We start from the raw sequence: 21,840 nt of genomic DNA, 5'->3' as shown, positions 1-21,840 counted from the left end.
TTGAAATTGACGGGGCATTATATCCTAAGCAAGCCAAAGATGCCAGTAGATCATCTAATTATTTATTATCAGCATCACGATAGTGCGCCAATCAGTGTCTGGCAGATACCTACAGGCCTTAAAAAAAGCGTGAGGTGATCAGTTGGAATGATTTTCATCGTCAATCACCCTATTTGATTGATGACAGATCAAGCGTTGCTGGCGGCTTTGATACCCTTGAATATGGATAAATGTAACCTGAATCAAATCACAATCTGCACTATAGGCGGTGATTTGATGTTGATAGTGCCAGCGTGTGGCATCATAAGGTAGTTGATCAGGATAAATCTCCAGCTGTTTGAAAGCTAAACGTTCAGCGTCCAGTAGACTATTTTGCTGTAACCAAAGCCGCTGCAAGTTCTCTTGAAACTGCACGAGCGCGATCACGATAATCGAGAACAACATTATCGCCACTAAAAATTCAACGGTACTGATGCCTGCTTGCGCAGATAATGAGTTATTCGTCACAATCACGCTGTTTTTTCTCCGGACAAAAATCCAACCAATGACCTTGGGTAATCGCTAACTGGCCATTAGGAAGATACTGGGCTAAATAGTATAGTGGCAGTGTTTTACTCACGCCTTTAACTAAAACAAAATCGGCTTGTGATGACGTTTTGAAACACGCGGTCAGTGATAAGCTACTCATCCGTTGGCAGTACCAAATTCGGCTGGGTACTGGCCACGCTTGTGACAAAGCCCAATTTAATCCAGAATAGGCTTGATTATAGTGCTGATAATAACGTTTTTCATAAAAGTCGGCTTTTTGCCAGTATGACTGCACCTGCATCATCGCGGTAAGCAGTAGCAGACTGAGCATCCACAATATCATGACCATAGCGATAAGTACCATGCCCGATTGCGAGGATAAATTAACGGTTTTCATAACGAATCCACTGTGCATATTGATAACATAAAGTGGGCTGAAATATCAGACAAGCCGATAGCCTGAGTTGTAAATAAGTTGGCTTGTCAAGCAGCGTAAATGAAGTCACCTTAATTTCTCGTTCATCAAATAATTTAATCCATCCATTACCGCTACAATGCGAGACATCCGAAGCATATTCAATGTTATGTTGATGATAACGATAAGCAAAGCTAGCGTTGCTGCTCACATTAGAAGCCACATCAGACGATTGAGCAATACCGGATAGGTCATAGCGTATGATCAGACAAGGTCGTGCGGGCTCAATCACTATCGCCGACTGCATTTGCCCGCTTGAAAGGGACAATTTAGCCATAAAGCCCGCCCGCTTAATATCTTTGATCATCGGCAACATACCCCAATCGACCGCTTGGCGTAATCGTTGCTGTTGATAATGTTGTAATAAGTGTCGATAGAGTAACGGAAAAAACAGTATCAATGTCATCATCAAAAGACTGGATAACATCAGGATTAATAACATTTCAAACAGACTAAAACCACGCGAATTTAACATATTGGTATACCACTTATTCCCCTCGTTTCACTACAATAACGTAGACGCCCCCTGCCTGAGATAATGATATGGGTGCGACCTTGCGAATTCTCTAAAATCAGCGTTCCAGGCTGAGCATTGGCGCGTTTGCCATAAAAAGTTAACATCGCCGTGTCATTAAAATGGCTCAAACGAACCGTAGACGCTGGCGAAAAAAAATAGCGGTTCCCCTTGAAACAGGAATCTGGTCGGGTTTCCTGATAATCGACACTCAGACACCAAGCGTTATCTTGCTCAAATAAAAAAATAGTGACATTTCGGTTTTGCCAGTTCGCCTCCGACTGTGCTTGTTGTATAAAAGCGAAGAGTGATAAGGTGGCCGACGCCAGCGCGTTTCGTTGCTTAAGTATCGACCATTGATCGAGCCCGACTGAAGATAATAGGCCTAAAATCAATAATGCAATTAATAGCTCAATAAAAGTAAAACCGAGACTATTTTTGATTATCGCAACGGATAGCCGCAATCACATTCCCCATAATTATTATGAATAAAGTGTATTGAGCATAATCTCTATCACTATTCGCTCACCACTTAAACGAAAATAGTGCGATAGATTTCACAATAAACTAAAATAACTTACTGATTTTTAAGAAAACAAATTAACATAGACACTTTAGCGCTTCCGATTCAGGTCGATTCGCGTTAAACTTACCGGTTTGATTAAAAATATTTTTTGAAAGACAACAAAGGTTTTAATTCATCCATGAGTAATACAGCAAACTGGCAACCAAGCGCACCTGTCGCAAATTTATTAAAACGCGCAAAAATCATTAAACAAGTGCGACAATTTTTTACCGATCGCGGCGTTCTTGAAGTCGAAACACCGGTAATGAGCCAGGCCGCGGTAACGGATGTCCATTTATCGTCCTTTCATACTGAGTATTATGTGCCCGGTGATACGGCTCACCAACACGCACAAACATTGTCCCTGATCACCAGTCCTGAATACCACATGAAGCGCTTAATTGCCGCAGGTAGTGGCCCTATTTTTCAGTTAACCAAATGTTTTCGTAATGAAGAAGCTGGGCGTTATCACAATCCCGAATTTACGATGCTTGAATGGTATCGCATACAATTTGATATGATTCAGATGATCAATGAAGTTGATGACCTGTTACAGATTATTTTAGATACTGAGCCTGCGGAGAAGATCAGTTATCAAAACGCCTTTCAGCGCTATTTAAATCTTGATCCATTAACGGCCGATAATGAAGCGTTATGTAAAGCCGTCACCGCCCTCAATCTGGGATTTGAGACCAATAATGTTGATAATGACACCTTACTCCAGTTTTTATTCACCTTCGGGGTCGAACCCCATATTGGTCTAGAGAAACCGACAGCCGTTTACTATTTCCCAGCCTCGCAAGCAGCTTTAGCTGAGATCTGCAGCGAAGATCATCGCGTTGCGAAACGTTTCGAATTCTATTATAAAGGTGTAGAACTGGCCAATGGCTTTAAAGAGTTAACCCATGCCGGTGAACAGCGTGCTCGTTTCGAGGCAGACAATCAACAGAGAGTCGCGCGTGGTCTACCTGCCCAATCAGTTGATGAGCTTTTTTTAAACGCTATTGAAGCCGGTTTACCTGACTGTTCTGGCGTCGCGCTAGGTTTAGATCGTTTAATTATGCTGGCACTCCATGCTGAAAAATTAGGCGATGTCATCTCTTTTACAATAGACAGAGCTTAAGCCATGCTGACAATCGGACTTACTACACTCTCGATTATCGGCGTGGTCATCATCATGATCCTGCTGATGCTCAGTATTGTTATCATCAAAACAAGACTCAGTGCGAGCAATCAGCAGCTGCTCTTCAATTTACAATTGGAGCAGCTTGAGCAAGAGAAACGCCAATGGCAATCCAATCATCAAACCATATCATCCTCGTTAAATCAAGCACAGTTACAGCTGACAGAGCTGAGCGCGCAAAATGCGGCCTTAACGGAAAAACTCAATTTGTTAGCGGTTTATCAAAATCAAAATCAGGCTTTAGAAGCTGAACTCAATCAGCTTAGAGCCCACTATACGAAGCAGTATGCCGAGCTAAGTGAGCTCAAAACACGATTACAAGAGACGAAACTATCGGCCGAAGAAAAATTGCAACTGTTAGCCCAAAGTGAACTGCGTCTGACCGAACAGTTTGAAAATCTGGCCAACCGTATTTTTGAACACAGTGGCAAGCGGTTTGAGCAGCAAAACAGACAAAGTTTAGATCACTTATTAACGCCGCTCAAAGAGCAACTAGCCGGCTTTAAAAAACAGGTTCAAGATAGCTTTGGCGAAGAGGCCAAAGAGCGTCATACCCTGACCCATGAGATCAAAAATCTGCAACAACTCAATCTGCAAATGGCCAAAGAAGCGGTTAATTTGACCAATGCTTTAAAAGGTAATAACAAAACCCAAGGTAATTGGGGTGAAGTCATTCTGAACCGTATTTTAGAGTCATCTGGACTACGGGAAGGCTATGAATATGAAACGCAAGTTAATCTCAATAATGAAGCCGGCAAACGTTTACAACCCGATGTTATTATTCGTTTACCGCAAAGTAATGATGTCATTATTGACTCAAAAGTGACCCTGATTGCCTATGAGCGTTATTTTAATAGCGATAATGAGATAGAGAAAGAACAAGCACTGGCTGAACATCTGATAGCGATTCGTCAACATATCAAACAGCTGAGTCACAAGGATTATCATAAGCTGTCGGGAATAAAATCACTCGACTATATACTGATGTTTATCCCCGTTGAACCCGCTTTCCTGACGGCGATTGATCGCGATCCGACCTTAATTAATGAAGCATTAAAATGTAATATTATGCTAGTCAGCCCAACCACCCTGCTAGTTGCGCTGCGCACGATCAATAATTTATGGCGTTATGAGTACCAGAACAGACACGCCCAGATGATCGCCGAGCGAGCCTCAAAACTCTACGACAAAATGCGTGGTTTTGTGGAGGATATGGAAAGCTTGGGTCTTAACTTATCTCGCGCTCATAAAGCTTACGAGGACTCCATGACAAAATTAACCAAAGGTCGGGGTAATGTCATTGGTCAGATTGAGCAGTTTCGAGAATTAGGTATTGAGATCAAAAAACCAATTTCACCGAAAATAAGCCAAACAGCGTGTGATGAATTTCAAGCACAACCCGATAGTGGTATGTTGTTAGCTGAACAGTTACCTGAGCAGTTGTCTGAACAGCGCTTAAACCCGCACTCAAATGAAAGTACAAACGATGAAAGGAATTGACTGATGTCTAAACTGCGCGTGCTATTTTCAACCTCTTATGATCCCTACTTCAATCTAGCGGTTGAAGAGGCGATTTTTCGCCATCTGCCAACCTCACAACATGTCCTGTTTTTATGGCGCAATGATCATACTGTTGTTATCGGCCGGGCACAAAACCCCTGGAAAGAGTGTAACACCCGAAAAATGGCGGAAGATAATATCAAATTAGCCCGACGCAGTAGTGGTGGTGGCGCCGTTTTTCATGATTTAGGTAATACCTGTTTCACCTTTATGGCAGGTAAACCCGATTATAATAAAACGATTTCAACTCAGATTATTCTTAATGCGCTGCATAGTTTCGGTTTAACCGTGAGTGCTTCAGGTCGTAATGATTTAATCTTACATACCCCAGAAGGTGAGAAAAAAATCTCTGGCTCAGCTTATAAAGAGACGCTCGACCGGGGATTTCATCATGGTACCCTACTACTCAATGCCGATTTAAATCGCTTAGCTGACTATCTCAACCCCGATCCGAAAAAGCTTCAGGCCAAAGGAATTACGTCGGTAAAAAGTCGGGTAACCAATCTCGTCATTTATCGGCCAGACCTTGATCATGGGTTAATCAGTCAAGCGATTATCGACGCCTTCTTTGACTACTATGGCGAACGGGTTGAACCTGAATTTATCTCGGAACAGAATCCGCCGGATATTGCTGAATTTAGTCAAATTTTTAAACACCAAAGCAGCTGGCAGTGGAATTTTGGCCACGCGCCCGCCTTTAGCCATCTTATCGAAACCCGATTTATCTGGGGTGGCATCGAAGTCCATTTTGATATCGAACAGGGTAACATCACCCAGTGCCAGATATTTACCGATAGCTTACAACCCGCGCCACTTGAAGATCTGGCCAAGCGCTTAATCGATTGTCAGTATAATGCCACCGCTCTGACAGCCCTCTTCCACTCTTTAATAAGACAATATCCAGATTATATTGTGGAACTGACCGAATTATCAGACTGGATGACAGCGCAAATCGAATAAACATCGATTGATTCATTATTATCAAATAACTACAGATAATCAGATAGTTACAGAGGATATTGATCAAGCCTATAGCAAGGAGACTTGCAGTATCCCAAACCTGTTTTGTGTTTTTTTGTTCTGATTAAACAAAAATAGTACAAATCTAATAAACACAAATTATAGAATGATTTTTTTTCATAAAAATAGTTATATTTTATAAAATCATCTGGTTGTTTGAAATCATCATGCTATAATGCCGGCCTCAAAAACAGTCGTGGCTATTATTAGCGTATCCCGCGCCAAAGATACGGTTGTTAGATATTGTTTTGGTTATGCATCATAATACATTCAATACAGTCCTATTCTCTCTTCTATTATATCCATTTTTGGAGCTATTCCATGCCTACTAATTCGACGACGAAACGATCGTTTTTGGATCGCTATTTTCAATTTCAAGAAAATAAAACCACGTTACGCACTGAACTTATCGCCAGTTTTACCACCTTTATTACCATGGTTTATATCATTTTTGTGAATCCTAAAATTCTCGGCGATGCCGGCATGGATTCGCAGGCGGTTTTTGTCACTACCGCGCTAATTACCGGTATCGCTTGTTTTCTGATGGGGATTATCGCTAAGTTACCGATTGCCTTAGCACCAGGTATGGGCATTAATGCCTACTTTGCTTATGTCTTAGTCGGCTCAATGGGACTCACCTGGCAAACCGGCATGACGCTGATTTTTATGGGCGCGGCGGGTCTATTCTTATTATCGCTGTTTCGATTACGTTACTGGATGATCTCCAATATCCCCTTCTCCATCCGGATTGGCGTCAGTAGTGGCTGTGGCTTATTAATCACGTTGATAGGATTACATAATGCCGATATTATCGTCGCCGATCCCGATACCATGGTCAGACTGGGGGATCCAACCTCGATTCCTTTTGTCTTAGGTAGCTTAAGTTTCCTGATTGTTGCCGTACTGGCCCAGCGTGGCTGGAATGCCTCTATTTTACTCTCTTTTATTATCATTACCATCATTAGTTTAATCATTGATCCCAATGTGACTTATCACGGTTTAGTCAGTTTACCGCCAGATATCTCAACGGTGGTATGGCAGTTAGACTTTAAACATATTTTTGAAATCTCGCTGGTGGGTATCATTATCTCCGTGATGTTAATCAACCTGTTTGAATCATCCGGTACCTTTATTGCAGTTACCGATAAAGCTGGCCTAGCGGATAAAAATGGCTGCTATCCTAATCAACAACGATCACTTTATATTGATAGCAGCTGCTCAGCGTTAGGTGCCGCCATGGGGACTTCAGCAGTGACCGCTTATGTTGAAAGTGCCACCGGCGTGGCGGTCGGCGGCCGAACTGGCTTGATGGCCTGTGGCGTCGGTATCTTATTCTTCTGCGCGATCTTTTTATCTCCATTAGAAAAAATGGTGCCGCTCTATGCCACAACGGGAGCATTGATTTATATCGGTGTGTTAATGGCCTCCGATTTAGCGCGCGTCAAATGGGATGACTTAACCGAAGCGGTACCCGCGTTCGTTGCAACCATTATGATGCCTTTTACCTTCACCATTACCGAAGGCATTGCAACCGGTTTTATTACCTATGTCTTGATGAAAGTCTGCGCAGGTAAATTTAAAGATTTAACCATTTGTTCTGTTGTTATGGCGATCTTATTCTTAGCTCGTTATATTTTTCTCTAATATCTGTTGACTGAAAAATAGGAATACATTAATGACTAGTATGTATAAAGAAGATATCTGTGAAATGATCGATGCGGGTGCCGCTAAACTCCCGGCTGATCTCATTATTACCAACGGTAAACTGGTAAATGTGAACTCTGCAGAGATCTATGAGGCGGATGTTGCTATCTATAAATCACGTATTGTCGCCACCGGTGATGTGTCAGGCTATATCGGGGATAACACGCAAACGATAGATGCTCAAGGTAAATATATTGTTCCTGGCTTAATCGATGGTCATTTACATATTGAATGTAGTAAATTATCCATGACCAGTTTTGCCAAAGCCGTCCTTCCGCACGGCACCACTAGTATCATTTCTGGTTTAGATCAATATATTGTGACCGCTGGACTCGATGGCATTAAAGAGATTTTAGCTGAGATCGATGGTACGCCACTAAAAGTGTTTTGGGGACTACCTTTCCTCACCCCTTACACCTTACCACAAAGCAATGTGGGCTTTAATGTCACCGCTAAAACCCACGCTGAAGTGCAAAAATGGCCTGAAGTATTTGGCGTATGGGAAACTGTGAGTGAGTTTATTGAAAATCAGCATAGTGATGTGATGCGGGCGATTGAATATGCGCGAATTAACCGATTACCGATCTTTGGCTGTGCGCCAATGACACGCGGTCATAAACTGAACTCAATTTTATGTGCTGGTGTCCGTTTAGATCATGAAAGCTACGACCATCAAGAGATGATGGAGAAAATCCGCAAAGGGATGAACGTCATTATTCGTGAATCCTCTATTTCTCACTTTTTAACTGAAAATGTGAAAGTGATTACTCATTTAAATCCACGCGTTTCACGCCGCGTCAGCTTCTGTACTGATGACGTGATTGCCTCTGATATTGTCGCTAACGGACATATGGATAAACTGATTCGTATGGCCATTGCCCACGGTGTCGATCCGATGACGGCGATTCAAATGGGCTCAATTAACTCAGCCGAAGCCTACCGTATCGATCATCTAGTTGGTTCTATCTCACCGGGCCGTTTTGCCGATATCCTGTTGGTTGAAGATTTAGTGAAATTTGAAATCGATACCGTTATCGCCAAGGGTCAGCTAGTGATGCAAGATAATACCTTAACATATGAATTTATCCCGCCTAAACGCAGTGATACGCTACTCCAAAGTATGAAACTTAAACCAGTTAACGCCGAGGATCTTAAAGTACGCACTGAGGTAAATGCAGATAAAGTTCATGCCCTATCCATGGATGTTGACTTCGATATTCCGTTTGTGCGTCGTGGCCGTCAAGTCGAGCTTGTCGTCAAAGATGGGATCGTTCTGCCTGATAGTGATAACGATGTTCTTTATGCCACAGTCATTGAACGTTTTGGTAAAACCGACACCAAACCAGCCGTCGGTTTTTGTTCTGGCTGGAAATTAAAAGCCGGCGCCATGGCCAGCTCTTGTGCGCCAGACGATAATAACGTGGTCTGTATTGGGACTAACTCAGAAGATATGGCTATTGCCATCAATCATCTGGCAGAACATGGTGGCGGTCAGGTGATTGTCAAAGATGGCCAAGTCTTAGGCTTCTTATCCTTACCGATATGCGGCATTGTATCAGACCTTGATCCGCACACTATGGCCAAAGAAGAGGCGAAATTATTCACCTTAGCTCGCCAGCTTGGTTGTGATTTACCCGATCCACTCTTTTATATGTGCTGTTTACAAATTACCGCTATTCCTGATTTTGCGATGACCGATCTTGGTGTGATTGACTTTCATGAACAAGCTGTGATGGATCCGGTGTTTAAATGTGGCTGTACCCACGGTAAATTGCATCCTAAATGCCATCACTAATCGTGATACCCCTCACTAAGCAAGTTAATCGCTTAGTGAGGGGTATCAGTGCTCGTGGATTATTGGAATGATTAAATAAGTTTGAGGTGTTCTATGACAAAAAGACAACAGCTGAATGATTTAATTGATATGGCCGCCGGTAAAAAAGCCGTGGATCTATTAATCACCAATTGTAAAGTGATTGATGTTTATAACCAACAAATCGTTGCCGGTCCCCTTGCGATTGGTCATGGCAAAATTATCGGTTATGGTGCTGATTATCAAGCGAAAGAGATTTTTGATGCCGAGGGTGGCTATGTTATGCCGGGTTTAATTGATGGTCATGTTCATATTGAATCATCCTCGCTCACGCCGGCCCAATTTGCCCGCTGTATATTACCTTTTGGTACCACAACAGTAATAGCTGATCCCCATGAAATCGCCAATGTCTGTGGTCTTGATGGTATCCGTTTTATGCTTGAATCAGCTAAAAAAACGCCACTTAATGTACAGATCATGTTACCCTCGTGTGTGCCAGCAACGCCGTTTGAGCAAGCCGGCGCGATACTGCAAGCGGCCGATTTAGTCAAACTGATCAACGAACCGGGCGTTAATGGTTTAGGTGAAGTCATGGATTATCCTAGTGTAATTAATCACGCCGATAAGATGATGGATAAGCTCTGGATGGCCAAAGATCACGATCGCGTGATAGATGGTCATAGCCCTGGCGTTAGCGGCAAAGCGTTAAATGCCTATGTGATGGGCGGTATTATGACCGATCATGAGTGTAGCACCCCGCAAGAGATGATCGATCGTCTACGTTTAGGTCAATATATCCTGCTACGCGAAGGTTCAACCTGTAAAGACTTGTTAAATCTACTGCCAGCAATCACGCCCGCGAATGCACGTCGCTGCGTTTTATGTACCGATGACCGAGAAGCGGCAGATATTTTAAGTACCGGCCATATCAATAAAAGTTTACGCTTAGCAGTTGAGCATGGGTTAGATCCGTTAATTGCCATTACCATGGCAACACTCAATGCGGCAGAGTGCTTTCGTTTAAAAAATAAAGGCGCCATTGCACCAAACTATGATGCGGATTTATTGATTGTAGAAGATTTACACAGCTTCAAACCAACGCATGTCTTTGTGGCTGGAAAACAGATAGCTTATCAAGGTCAGTTGCTCATCGACTGGTCTGACTATATATCCGATAGCGTACTCAATAGCGTTCGTTTAGCTCCACTGAGTGCTGAAAGTTTTCAGCTGCCATTAACCAGCGGTAAAGTCAATGTGATTGGGGTTAATCCGGGTAGCGTACTGACTGAACATCTACAGCTTGAGGTAAACCAAGATCAGCTGGGTCATTTTGATGCCACACTCAATCCGGGTTTAAATAAGTTAGCCGTGATAGAACGTCATCATGCAACCGGCAATATTGGTTTGGGCATTATCGCCAATTATGGCTTAAAAAATGGCGCGATTGCCGTCACCGTTGCCCATGACTCACACAATATCGTCGTTGTCGGGGATAATGATCAAGATATGCTTACCGCCGTCAAAGATGTTGAGCAGATGGGCGGTGGTTTCTCACTCTGCCAAAATGGCCAAATTCTGGCGCATCTGGCGCTACCAGTGGCCGGCTTAATGTCCGATAAACCCGCGCAAGAGGTCGCTCAAAACTTAGAGCAGATGATTAAAGTGGCGCGAGAAGCCTTAGATATTAATCCTCAGGCACACCCTTTAATGACGTTGGTGTTTATGACGTTACCGGTGATTCCGGCGTTGAAATTAACCTCCACCGGCCTCTTTAATGTGAAAACCTATCAGCCGATTGATCTCTGCATTCACGATTAGATTCAGACTTGACCGATAATAAAAATGGCGTGATAACGCCATTTTTTATGCCTTATCATAGCATCAAACCAACCTCACCGGTTTTCCATCACTTCACCCATAGATTCTATCTATCCGATTTTGATATTAGAATGAAAAATCTTACAGCAATTAAACGCGTTTTCCTGAGAGGAAAAGCATCACTCATCAGTCAGCACATCCCCCTTTTTCAACGCATAGTTTTAATTAAATAAGTAAAAAATTCACTTTTTTCGACTGAAATTTTGTTGAAGATCCGTTATACTCTAGCAAATATAACTAACAATAAATTGAAGATGAAGCCATGGAACTATTCTCAAGTATCTTGATTCTTATCCTGCTTGTTTCACTATCAGGTGTCGCAGTAAAATTATTGCCCTTTCAAATTCCACTGCCATTGATGCAAATTGCATTAGGTTGTTTACTGGCCGCATTTGGTTTTTATGTTGAATTTGATCCTGAACTCTTTCTTGTCTTATTTATTCCCCCCTTACTGTTTGCCGATGGTCGACATACCATCTTAAAAGATTTTGTGCACAATATTCGCGAAATGGTTGGGCTGGCCTTAGTATTAGTGATTATTACCGTGGTGGCCTTAGGTTATCTGATGCATTGGCTGTTACCGAATGTCTCGCTCGCAGCGTCATTCGCTTTAGCGGCAGTGCTTTCACCTACTGATGCTGTGGCACTCTCCGGTATCGTCGGTAAAGGGCGCATTGAAAAAAATAAAATGGAAATCATTGAGGGTGAAGCCCTGATGAATGATGCTTCTGGTCTGGTCTGTTTAAAATTTGCGATTTTAATCGCCGTCGGTCAGATGGAGTTTAATCTTTTTCATATCTCGCTCAATTTCTTGTTTGTCGCGATTGGTGGTCTGGCCACTGGCTTTCTGGTCACCTGGGTTTATACGCGGATATTACGTAAACTCAATAATTTAACCTCACAAGATCCGGCTGTGCAAATCGTCCTGCTGTTCTTACTCCCTTTTGCGGTCTATCTGATTGCTGAGCATATTGGTTTTTCTGGTATCTTAGCAGCAGTGAGTGCCGGTATGACCGTGAATCAATCCGGTATGATGCGTAATGCGCCGCTGAACATTCGACTCCAATCAGACAGCACCTGGTCGATGCTCACTTTTGTATTTAATGGATTTGTGTTTATTTTACTCGGTATTCAGTTACCCCGTATTGTGAGTAATACTTATTTAGAAAACCAGCGCGATTCCACCATTGAGTTATGGGAACTGGCGGTGATTGTTGTTTTTGTTTATCTCGCGCTGATGGGCACACGTTTCTTATGGCTGTGGTTAATGAAAAACTTATCTGAGTCAATTAATCGCAAAAGACCCCTTGCCTTTACAAAATATAGCACGCGTGATCTATTAATCTCTACTTTTGCTGGCGTACGCGGAGCGATTACCCTTGCCGGTGTGCTCTCAATCCCTATCAGTATTACTGGCCGTTATGAACTGGTCTTTATTGCAGCCGGCGTTATTCTTATCTCCTTGATTACTGCGGTATTCGTTTTACCACTGTTGTTAGGTGGTAAAGTGATACTCGATAATAGTGAAAGCCTACGTGAAGAGATGTATGCCAAAGGGATTATGGCTGAAGAAGCGATTACCTCACTGGAGAAAATGCAGGCTAACTTACAAGAAAGTACTACCCATGAAATTGATAATGAAATTGTCAAAGAGGTCGGCTCGCGCGTCATTAGCTCGTTACGTCGCCGCACCGGTCTTAAAAATCAAGAAGAGAAAGCGCTCGAGGCAGAGAATCTTGAACGACGTATGCGTCTGGTCGCTATCGGTGCCGAACGTTCAGCGCTTTATCAGTTAAAAGCCAAAAAACAGATTAGTGATGACATATTTGAACGTCTGAGCTATGACTTAGTGTTATATGAAACTATGTTAGCTGAAGACAATTAATATAGGATAAAGGATTAGCATGTATAAAAAATTACACGCACTTGTTTTAAAAAAGACACCTTCGGTACTGTCGTTGACCCTACGTTACATCCCGTTTGGTTTAAAAAAACAGGTTATCGAGCAGCTGCTACGCCGTCAGTTTGAACAAGCTTTAGCCGATGGCGAGCTCGATTTTTTAGAAGATCGTTGGCTTAAGATTGAGGTCAGAGATATTCAACTGATCTGGTTTGTCAGTTTAATTGATGGCAAGCTTTGTGTCAGCCCTGATGAAATTGCCGATGTGGCCTTTAGTGGCGAAACTAATGATTTAATCTTGATCGCGACCCGTCGACAAGATCCGGATACGTTGTTCTTTCAGCGCCGTTTAATCATTGAAGGTGATACTGAGCTGGGACTGAACATCAAAAATCTGATGGATTCGATTGATCTCGATACCATGCCAAAATCCCTCAGAATGACACTGGAAAAATGTGCCGATTTTATTGAAAAAGGTCAATCGAGATACTAACAAATCAATATTCATAGTAATAAAAACACCCTCAAATGAGGGTGTTTTTATTTGCTTTAACAATTATCGGTTAAGCACGTTCAAAATAGTCTATTCATTGAAAGATAACCGTATCAGATAAATTATCTAAACAGTGCCCTAATAAATTAATGACTAGGTTGATAAAAAGCGCTGATTAGAAAATAAATACAATAAAAAAAGGCGGTATTAAACCGCCGGTTAATTCTCAACAATCAAGCAAGATAATCAGCTTGCTCTGTTCGTCGATAATCTTATTGTAATGGTGAAAGCGTGATCTCAACACGACGGTTTTCAGCACGGCCACTCTCATTGCTATTTGAAGCAATCGGTTGTGTTGAACCTGCGCCATAAGTGTACATACGACCTGCTGCAACATTTTGCTGAATTAACATATTCGCCACACTATTCGCGCGTTCAAGTGATAGACGTTGATTTGTTGCAACGCTACCGGTTGAGTCAGTGTGTCCGGTAATATTAATCGCCGTTTTGTTGTACTCTTTCAGCACTAAAGCGACACTCATTAAGGTATTGGCACCCGCTGGTTTTAAAACCGAGCTGTTAGTATCAAAGGTCACGCTATTTGGCATATTTAAAATCACATTGTTACCGTTACGCGTAACGCTGACGCCAGAACCGCGTAATTGATTACGCAATTTGCTCTCCTGCGCATCCATATAAGCACCAATGCCACCACCTAATGCCGCACCGGAAGCTGCGCCAATCAAAGCACCTTTACCGCGATCACTTTTAGATGAGGCCAACACACCGATACCTGCACCCACCAAGCTACCAATCGCCGCACCCGTGCCCGTTTTAGCCGCTTGAGATTCACCACTATAGGGGTCAGTTGTACAGCCAGATAAAATAAGCACAGCACTAAATACCGAAATAATTAACGCAGGTATTTTCATTTCCTCTCTCCTTTTTGTCTTTATTTGAATCATGTCCATTGATATTGAGATCAATACCTACAGTCATGATCATCAATAGTTACGCTCCAATAGTATATACGCAAATGATTGGCAGCGGCACTACTATTGTGTGCTTCAATTAAAAAAATGCCTTGGCATAAACCAGCAAAATAGACCGATATTCGCCTAACCTTCGATAATGATTCAACATAGTAGCATAACATGACTTAAAAAAGGTCAGACAATGTATCCATGCCTAACCTCTCAACGGTAGCGTTACGCTCATCGCGCTTAAGTCTATTTATTGCATGATTTTATTGATATCAAGACCCAAACCTTTTGCCACTCCTTCACCATAAGCCGGATCAGCATAATAAAAATGTTGAATCTGTTTTACTTGAATAGACTCATCGACCTGTTTTATCGAACCAACAATATTATCGATCAATAGCTGTTTTTGACTATCGTTCATCAATCGGAACAGATCACCCGCCTGTGAGTAATAATCGCCATCGATACGGTGATCGTGATGACCGGCATTGACATCCCCTAAATGGAGATCTGGCTCTTCATATTGCGGTTGTTGTTTCGGTAAATTGTCAAAACTGTTCGGTTCATAATTGGCATCACCACCACTATTACCATCCAGACGCATCGCTCCATCACGTTGATAGTTATGATAAGGACAAACCGGTTTATTAATTGGTAACTGTTGATAATTAGTGCCAATACGATAGCGCTGTGCATCAGCGTAAGCAAACACCCGGCCTTGCAACATTTTATCCGGTGATAAGCCAACGCCAGGCACGACATTACTCGGTGCAAATGCAGCCTGTTCCACTTCGGCAAAATAGTTGTCTGGATTACGATTAAGCTCCATCAAACCAACCTCAATCAGCGGATACTGTTTTTGCGACCACACTTTGGTCACATCGAATGGATTGGTTGAATGCTGCTGTGCTTGCGCCTCCGTCATAATCTGCATATACAGACGCCATCGAGGATAATTGCCTTGCTCGATGGCCTGATATAAATCCTCTTGCGCATAATCGGCATGGGTTCCTTCGAGCTCTTTAGCCTTTTGCGGCGGTAGATTTTTAATGCCTTGTTCAGTACGAAAATGCCATTTGACCCAATAGCGAATGCCATTATGATTAATCAAACTATAAGTATGACTACCATAACCATGCATGTGGCGATAACCATCAGGAATACCACGATCAGAAAATAGAATAGTGACTTGATGTAACGACTCGGGTGATAATGACCAAAAATCCCACATCATACGAGGATCTTTTAAATTGGTTCTGGGATCACGCTTTTGCGTATGAATAAAATCGGGAAACTTAATCGCGTCACGAATAAAGAAAACCGGGGTATTATTGCCCACAATATCCCAGTTACCCTGCTGCGTGTAGAGCTTTACCGCAAATCCACGTGGATCACGCGCGGTATCAGCTGAACCGCGCTCGCCACCCACAGTGGAAAAACGCACAAAAACCGGCGTCTGTTTGCCAATATGACTAAATAAATCCGCATAGCTGTACTGTGAAATATCCTGGGTGACCGTAAAGATACCATGTGCCGCCGATCCTTTGGCATGCACGCGTCTTTCCGGAATATTTTCACGATTAAAGTGAGCGAGCTTCTCAACTAAATGATAATCGTCAAGTAAAACCGGTCCTCTATCCCCTGCGGTTCTTGAATTTTGATTATTAGCAATAGGGGCTCCATTGGCGCCAGTTAGTCTATTTTTAGATGTCATCACATTACTCCTATGTTTTTATCAATGAATAAATCTTAATTATCATTATCGGCAATATCCGTATGCTGACAGGCGTCAAAAGCAGAATAAAGCAGACTTGCCTTCTCTTTCTGGTTTTAACTTAGCATATTTAAAAACAGATAACTATTTGTATTTGTACAAATTAACCCAGCGTATCTCACTCAGTCAGTTGCATAATTGATGCTCACATCGCTTGTCACTTTCATGAGCTTAGCAATCTGTTTCACTGCACCTGACTGTGAAACAATGACAGATAAGCATGACCGTTTATCATCTTGCAAAGCAGCATGGTGATTATGCTAACAGAGAATCACAACTGAAATAGCAATTAGAGTAATAGCGAACTTATTACGTGCATCCGTTCTATTGAACAGTATATAATAAGTACAAAATTAAACCGTTCAGACAGGCAAAATGGACTTGGTGATGAACTTGGTGTAGGCCCTATTTTTGAAAAGGAAACCGATATGATTAACTTGAATATAAAACCCGAGATTGCCGCGTTAGAACATGAGATGATCGAATGGCGTCATCATTTACATGCACACCCAGAAACCGCTTTTGAAGAGTTTAATACCACGCAGTACCTGGAAAAAAAACTGACTGAATTTGGTGTCGATAAAATTTATAAACACTTTGCACCGACCGGACTGGTTGCGATTATTCATGGCCATAAACCGGGTCCTTGGTTAGGTTTGCGCGCTGATATTGATGCATTAGATGTACAAGAAAAAAATAGTATTCATCACTGTTCAACAATACCAGGCAAAATGCATGCTTGTGGCCATGATGGTCATACCGCCATGCTTCTTGGCGCCACTAAATATCTGGCGCAGCACCGTGATTTTGCCGGTACCTTGGCCTTGATTTTTCAGCCTGCGGAAGAGAACGAAGGCGGTGGCCGTGTCATGGTTGAAAATGGTTTATTTGATGAACTCCCGATTGAATCTATTTATGGTATGCATAACTGGCCAAATATGCCATTTGGCGAATTTGCGATTAAATCAGGCCCGCTAATGGCCGCCTATGATATTTTTGAAATTACTATCAATGGTGTCGGTGCACATGCTGCGGCGCCCCATTTCGGCCATGATACGATTGTTGCGGCCGGCCAGCTTATCACGGCGCTGCAAAGCATTATGAGCCGTAATGTTGATCCGCTGGATGCTGGGGTAGTGAGTATTACCCAAGTACATAGTGGCGATACCTGGAATGTGTTACCTCAAGAGGCTATCTTACGCGGCACCGTCAGAACATTCAGACCGGAAGTCCAGGATAATATTGAGCAACGCATTAAAGCGATTGCCTCGGGTATTGGCTCGGCCATGAATGTTCAAATCGAGGTGATGTATCAACGTCGTTATCCAGCTACCATCAATTCTGTCAAAGAGACCGAGATTGCCATTAACGCGGCTCGAGCCGTGGTAGGGCACGATCAGGTCAATACTCAACCGAATCCGCAAATGGGGTCTGAAGATTTTGCCTTTATGTTACAACAAAAACCGGGGGGCTACATCTGGTTAGGAGCCGGTAAAGGCGCCGGTTTACACAACCCCGCTTTCGACTTTAACGATAAGCTCTTAAGCTATGGGGCAAGTTACTGGGTAGAAATCGTCAAATCGGTACTGGGTAAATAATTTTTCAGCCTCTCAAAGCGCCGGTAAAGTCTTTATCAGAGCAGAGACTTCACCGGTCTGTTTTGCTATTTATACGGCGATTATAAAATAGCAGATTAGTTGAATATGCTTTGATTATTGTTCATCTCACTTTCATCGTCCCGCCCGCCTTTTTAATCAATAAAGGCAGAATAAAGATTGAATCAATATGAGTTCCATACCTCTGTTATAATACTTAGCTACGACTCAGCTTACTTAACGGGCTGCCCTGCTAAACAAATCAACCACTTTCATGATCCACATTAATAAAAAATAGAAATAACTAATATAATCAAAATAGTACATAAAGCTAATGCTCGCCTTGTCTGGCGAAATGTACATAAGAAAAACTATTAACTCAGTAAATATGTTAAATAAATTTAATATGATGAAATTAATCTATATTTAGCGCCAATCTTTCCTGTATCATACCCAACCAAATCAAGTCGAATAGAAAATAATAAGGTTTTGTTTTGGAAGATATCTTTAGTTTAATTAATGAATTTTTTGCTTTTCTTGGCCCTATCACCGATGCAATCTGGGATTTTCCAACCAATATCGATTGGTACCACAACATTCCAGTCGTTGGTCAGTTCTCTTTCCCGGTCATTTTACTGATTGGTGTAGGTATCTATTTCACCATCCGTACCCGTTTTATCCAAAGCCTGAGTTTTGGTCCATCGATAAAAATTATGCTTTCTCGGCAAAAATCCAAACAAGGCGTGAGCGCTATCGGTTCTTTCATGCTAGGTCTTGCGATGCGAGCCGGACCCGGCAATATCGTTGGCATTACTGGCGCCATATCAATTGGTGGCCCTGGCGCACTATTTTGGATGTGGGTCGCGGCCTTTTTTGGTATGGCTTCGGCTTTTACCGAATCGGTACTTGCCCAAATATTTAAAGAGAAAAAAGGCAATGAATATGTCGGTGGCTTACCTTTTTATGGTAAACGCTTACTGGGTAATAAACGCTGGGTTGGTCTGTTTTTATCATGTGTATTTATCACCTATGCCCTATTTAATATTCCCGCACAAACCTTTAATGTCTTCTCTGCGATTGGTGGGATTGCCGAAGCAGCAACTGGAGAGGTGTATAGTCGTCAGTCAATACTTTACTACACGATTGCGATAATACTGGTCGTTGCCTGCAGCTTTATTATTTTCGGTGGTATCCGCCGGGTTGTCGCCTATTCCGATCTATTGGTTCCATTAAAAGCGACTATCTTCTGTGGGATCTCATTCATTATCATCTTAATCAATTTCCCGTTAATCCCTTATTTCTTCAAAGAGGTTTTTGTCGGGGCATTTTTACCCCATGCTATTTTTGGCGGTGCTATCGGCACGGCCTTAGCTCAAGGGGTTAAACGTGGCTTAATGTCCAATGAAGCGGGCCAAGGTACTATCACCATGGCCGCTGCCGTCGCCAACAATCGCCACCCTTGTGAACAAGGCTTAGTCCAGAGCTTTGGCGTTTTCTTTGATACGATGGTCATTTGTACCTTAACTGGATTTATTGTTGTCATGGCCCATGTTTGGACTGGCAGTGTGGATGGCGTGGTTTGGGAATCAATTAAAGCGTCCAAACTCAGTCTATATTTAACCTCGGTCAAAGCATTAGTACCCGGCATGTTAGCGGCGACCATTGAGATCATCATGTGTATTTGTTATGGATTGTTCGCTTTCACCACACTACTGGGGATGATCTCGTTTGCCGAGATTTCCGCTAATTTTATCTCCAGAAAGCCCAGTTTCATTATCGCTATCCGTATTCTTGGTTCATTTATCTTCGTGCCATTTGGCGCCTTAACGATTTTAGCCGGTTTAGAGCTAGGTAATCTATGGTATATCTCTGATCTCATGAATATCATCATGGTCTATCTCAATGTGCCATTACTACTAATTGGTTTACCGATAGTCCTAAAAGCCTTAGCGCACTATCGAAAAACTAAAGGTGGTAAATTTATCTCGCAAGATTTTGGTATTCAAACAGATTGCTGGACTGAAGAACAAGATCTCCATAAATAACCGATTAATTCAGCCCGTGAGTATCCATTAGTAGCCTCACGGGCTCCCTCATACAGTCTGTTTTTTTAAACTAATCCGTTTTTGGCCGCAATTTAGATAAATAATCAGCTGACGCAATGGATGTTCCGTGACCGACCAAAATCGACAGCATATCGTCATTGCGCCTATTAGGCACAAATAGATAAATTCGGATTTCTATACAATTATTGTTTAATAATATCGCTTAAAGCCTTGAGATTAATAATAAAAACGGCGTTTATATCTTAAACAATCAATATGACAAAATCGCTAATTTAAGGTAAACAAGGTTCACTAATTTTAGTCAAATTGTGTCACTTTATGGCTAGCCTTCACTCACCGTCAGCACCGATCTTTGACAATCTTAAAAATCCAGTTTCACTTTATTTGTTAAGGCTTGCTCATTTTTCTAGCCCATACCACACAACTAATTTTGCGACTATTATTAAGCATCAATTCTCAGCAAAAATTTAACTCAATGATAATCTTAACAAAAAATAACCTTTTCATCACCAAGCTACCGATAACTTTGTCTAGAAATTGATAATAACAACTGTTTATCTTGATAAAAAATAGGCCAACATGGTTACATCAAGCATTTAAAAAAGAAAAAATACGTTAAAAAATAATAAAATAACAATTAATTGCTATGCTGATCAAAATTCACTTAACCTCATTTAATTCCATGTGAATTTACAGAAAAAAATAAGCAAAAAAAAGCTATCGCTTAGAACTTAAAACCATTTTCCTAGATTGTATAAATCATCAACATTTTTGAGACCATAGTCACAATTATAGCGATACAGCAAGCATCAATGCCGCTGATGAGCTACATAAAAGAGTAGTTGAATATAAAAAAATACGCTGAATTTGACTTTACGTTTTATATACAATCATCGATCAATACTTGCGCTAAACATGACTTAAATGTAAAAAAATACTTAAGGTGTTAAGCTTTTTTAGCTTAATTATCGCTAAATATGCATATTTATCAAATATCTTATCAGATAAGGCATTGAACTAATAAGAAACCATTAACAAGACAAAATCACTTAATAAATTTAATAAAACGCAGAAACAACCAAAATAAACATTATTTACTTTCAAAAAAAAGAAATCTATAATGCGCGCTTTATTTTCCACCGAAAAAAAAGATATCTTCATCAATTTTGATTGCTAACAAGGGAAAAGATATGAAATTATCAAACTTAGCACTTATTACTCTATTATCTGGTTCAATGCTCTCAACCGCCATGGCAGATACCACAACGATTACTGGCGGTTCTGGTACCGTTAACTTTACAGGTAGCATCAACTCAGGTGCGTGCTCTATCTCTCCTGAATCAGTTGATCAAACCGTTGATTTAGGAAGTGTGACGAAATCTGTTCTTGAAAGTAATGGCACCTCATCACCACAATCATTCCAAATTAATTTAGAAGATTGTGATTTAACCGGATTAACCAATAAAACCATCAATATCACCTTTAGTGGTGCAGCAGCAGGAACTGGTTCTGATGCGACGTTGCTAGGAATTGTGGGTTCAGGTGCTGGCGCCGGAATTCAAATCACCGACAGTAACGGCACGCCAGTGACGTTAGGTCAGGCGACCACCTCTACTCATGTGCTACAAGCAGGTAACAACACCTTATTATTTTCTGCCTATTTAAAGAAATTAAGTAGCGCTGAAGAAGTGACACCTGGTGCATTTACTTCTGTGACTGATTTTGTTTTATCTTACGAATAAGATCGATGGTGGAGATATGTCTTATATCTCCACTTAAATACGCTTTG

Annotated in this window: 17 protein-coding genes; 11 read left to right on the top strand and 6 right to left on the bottom strand. The window is 41.7% G+C overall.

Going from position 1 to position 21,840, the window contains the following annotated elements:
• Nucleotides 1-138: 138 nt before the first annotated feature.
• Genes RHO15_05280 through RHO15_05265 form a run of 4 tightly spaced genes read right to left on the bottom strand, consistent with a single transcriptional unit; the run spans nt 139 to nt 1,981 of the window.
• Entirely contained in the window at nt 139-507 is a 369-nt protein-coding gene (locus RHO15_05280) for a prepilin-type N-terminal cleavage/methylation domain-containing protein (protein ID WVD64921.1), read from the bottom strand.
• A complete protein-coding gene (locus RHO15_05275) occupies nt 497-925 on the bottom strand; it encodes a DUF2509 family protein (protein ID WVD64920.1) in 429 nt (142 codons plus the stop codon). Before RHO15_05275 ends, RHO15_05280 begins: the two co-directional genes overlap by 11 nt.
• Complete coding sequence (locus RHO15_05270) at nt 912-1,478, bottom strand: hypothetical protein (GenBank protein WVD64919.1); 567 nt, start codon at nt 1,476-1,478, stop codon at nt 912-914. Before RHO15_05270 ends, RHO15_05275 begins: the two co-directional genes overlap by 14 nt.
• Entirely contained in the window at nt 1,472-1,981 is a 510-nt protein-coding gene (locus RHO15_05265; protein ID WVD64918.1) for a GspH/FimT family pseudopilin, read from the bottom strand. The genes RHO15_05270 and RHO15_05265 overlap by 7 nt, the downstream gene beginning before the upstream one ends.
• Nucleotides 1,982-2,221: 240 nt before the next feature.
• Here RHO15_05265 and epmA point away from each other — a divergent pair, with 240 nt between their 5' ends.
• The 8 genes from epmA (at nt 2,222) to RHO15_05225 (ending at nt 13,633) form a co-directional block, all read left to right on the top strand.
• Nucleotides 2,222-3,205, top strand: coding sequence for an elongation factor P--(R)-beta-lysine ligase (epmA, locus tag RHO15_05260; protein WVD64917.1), 984 nt, complete (start codon nt 2,222-2,224; stop codon nt 3,203-3,205).
• 3 nt (nt 3,206-3,208) lie between these two features.
• Complete coding sequence (rmuC, locus tag RHO15_05255) at nt 3,209-4,765, top strand: DNA recombination protein RmuC (protein ID WVD64916.1); 1,557 nt, start codon at nt 3,209-3,211, stop codon at nt 4,763-4,765.
• A 3-nt stretch (nt 4,766-4,768) separates the two neighbouring features.
• On the top strand, nt 4,769-5,785 hold the full coding sequence (locus tag RHO15_05250; protein WVD64915.1) for a lipoate--protein ligase: 1,017 nt from the start codon (nt 4,769-4,771) through the stop codon (nt 5,783-5,785).
• Nucleotides 5,786-6,166: 381 nt separating this feature from the next.
• Nucleotides 6,167-7,489 (top strand): NCS2 family permease, encoded by a 1,323-nt coding sequence (locus RHO15_05245; GenBank protein ID WVD64914.1) that lies wholly within the window; start codon nt 6,167-6,169, stop codon nt 7,487-7,489.
• Nucleotides 7,490-7,520: 31 nt separating this feature from the next.
• Nucleotides 7,521-9,344 (top strand): adenine deaminase C-terminal domain-containing protein, encoded by a 1,824-nt coding sequence (locus RHO15_05240; GenBank protein WVD64913.1) that lies wholly within the window; start codon nt 7,521-7,523, stop codon nt 9,342-9,344.
• Between the two features lie 93 nt (nt 9,345-9,437).
• The gene (gene ade / locus RHO15_05235; GenBank protein WVD64912.1) at nt 9,438-11,180 is read left to right on the top strand and encodes an adenine deaminase; all 1,743 of its coding nucleotides are present in this window, start codon (nt 9,438-9,440) and stop codon (nt 11,178-11,180) included.
• 322 nt (nt 11,181-11,502) lie between these two features.
• Nucleotides 11,503-13,125 carry a Na+/H+ antiporter gene (locus RHO15_05230; protein WVD64911.1) on the top strand — a complete coding sequence of 541 codons (1,623 nt, stop codon included), beginning with the start codon at nt 11,503-11,505 and terminating at the stop codon, nt 13,123-13,125.
• A gap of 19 nt (nt 13,126-13,144) precedes the next feature.
• Nucleotides 13,145-13,633, top strand: coding sequence for an SCP2 domain-containing protein (locus RHO15_05225; GenBank protein WVD64910.1), 489 nt, complete (start codon nt 13,145-13,147; stop codon nt 13,631-13,633).
• A gap of 272 nt (nt 13,634-13,905) precedes the next feature.
• Here RHO15_05225 and RHO15_05220 read toward each other — a convergent pair whose 3' ends face one another.
• Together RHO15_05220 and RHO15_05215 are read right to left on the bottom strand one after the other, a co-directional pair.
• Nucleotides 13,906-14,565 (bottom strand): OmpA family lipoprotein, encoded by a 660-nt coding sequence (locus RHO15_05220; GenBank protein ID WVD64909.1) that lies wholly within the window; start codon nt 14,563-14,565, stop codon nt 13,906-13,908.
• Between the two features lie 301 nt (nt 14,566-14,866).
• Nucleotides 14,867-16,330 (bottom strand): catalase, encoded by a 1,464-nt coding sequence (locus tag RHO15_05215; GenBank protein WVD64908.1) that lies wholly within the window; start codon nt 16,328-16,330, stop codon nt 14,867-14,869.
• Nucleotides 16,331-16,818: 488 nt separating this feature from the next.
• Here RHO15_05215 and RHO15_05210 point away from each other — a divergent pair, with 488 nt between their 5' ends.
• The 3 genes from RHO15_05210 (at nt 16,819) to RHO15_05200 (ending at nt 21,793) form a co-directional block, all read left to right on the top strand.
• Entirely contained in the window at nt 16,819-17,988 is a 1,170-nt protein-coding gene (locus RHO15_05210; GenBank protein ID WVD64907.1) for a M20 aminoacylase family protein, read from the top strand.
• A gap of 491 nt (nt 17,989-18,479) precedes the next feature.
• A complete protein-coding gene (locus tag RHO15_05205; GenBank protein WVD64906.1) occupies nt 18,480-20,030 on the top strand; it encodes an amino acid carrier protein in 1,551 nt (516 codons plus the stop codon).
• 1,211 nt (nt 20,031-21,241) lie between these two features.
• Complete coding sequence (locus RHO15_05200) at nt 21,242-21,793, top strand: fimbrial protein (protein ID WVD64905.1); 552 nt, start codon at nt 21,242-21,244, stop codon at nt 21,791-21,793.
• Nucleotides 21,794-21,840: the final 47 nt, after the last annotated feature.

This window comes from Orbaceae bacterium lpD01 (assembly GCA_036251705.1).
GTDB classification, from domain to species: domain Bacteria; phylum Pseudomonadota; class Gammaproteobacteria; order Enterobacterales; family Orbaceae; genus Utexia; species Utexia brackfieldae.
The sequence above is the reverse complement of the archived record's forward strand: the minus strand, read 5'-3'. Positions and strand labels throughout refer to the sequence as shown.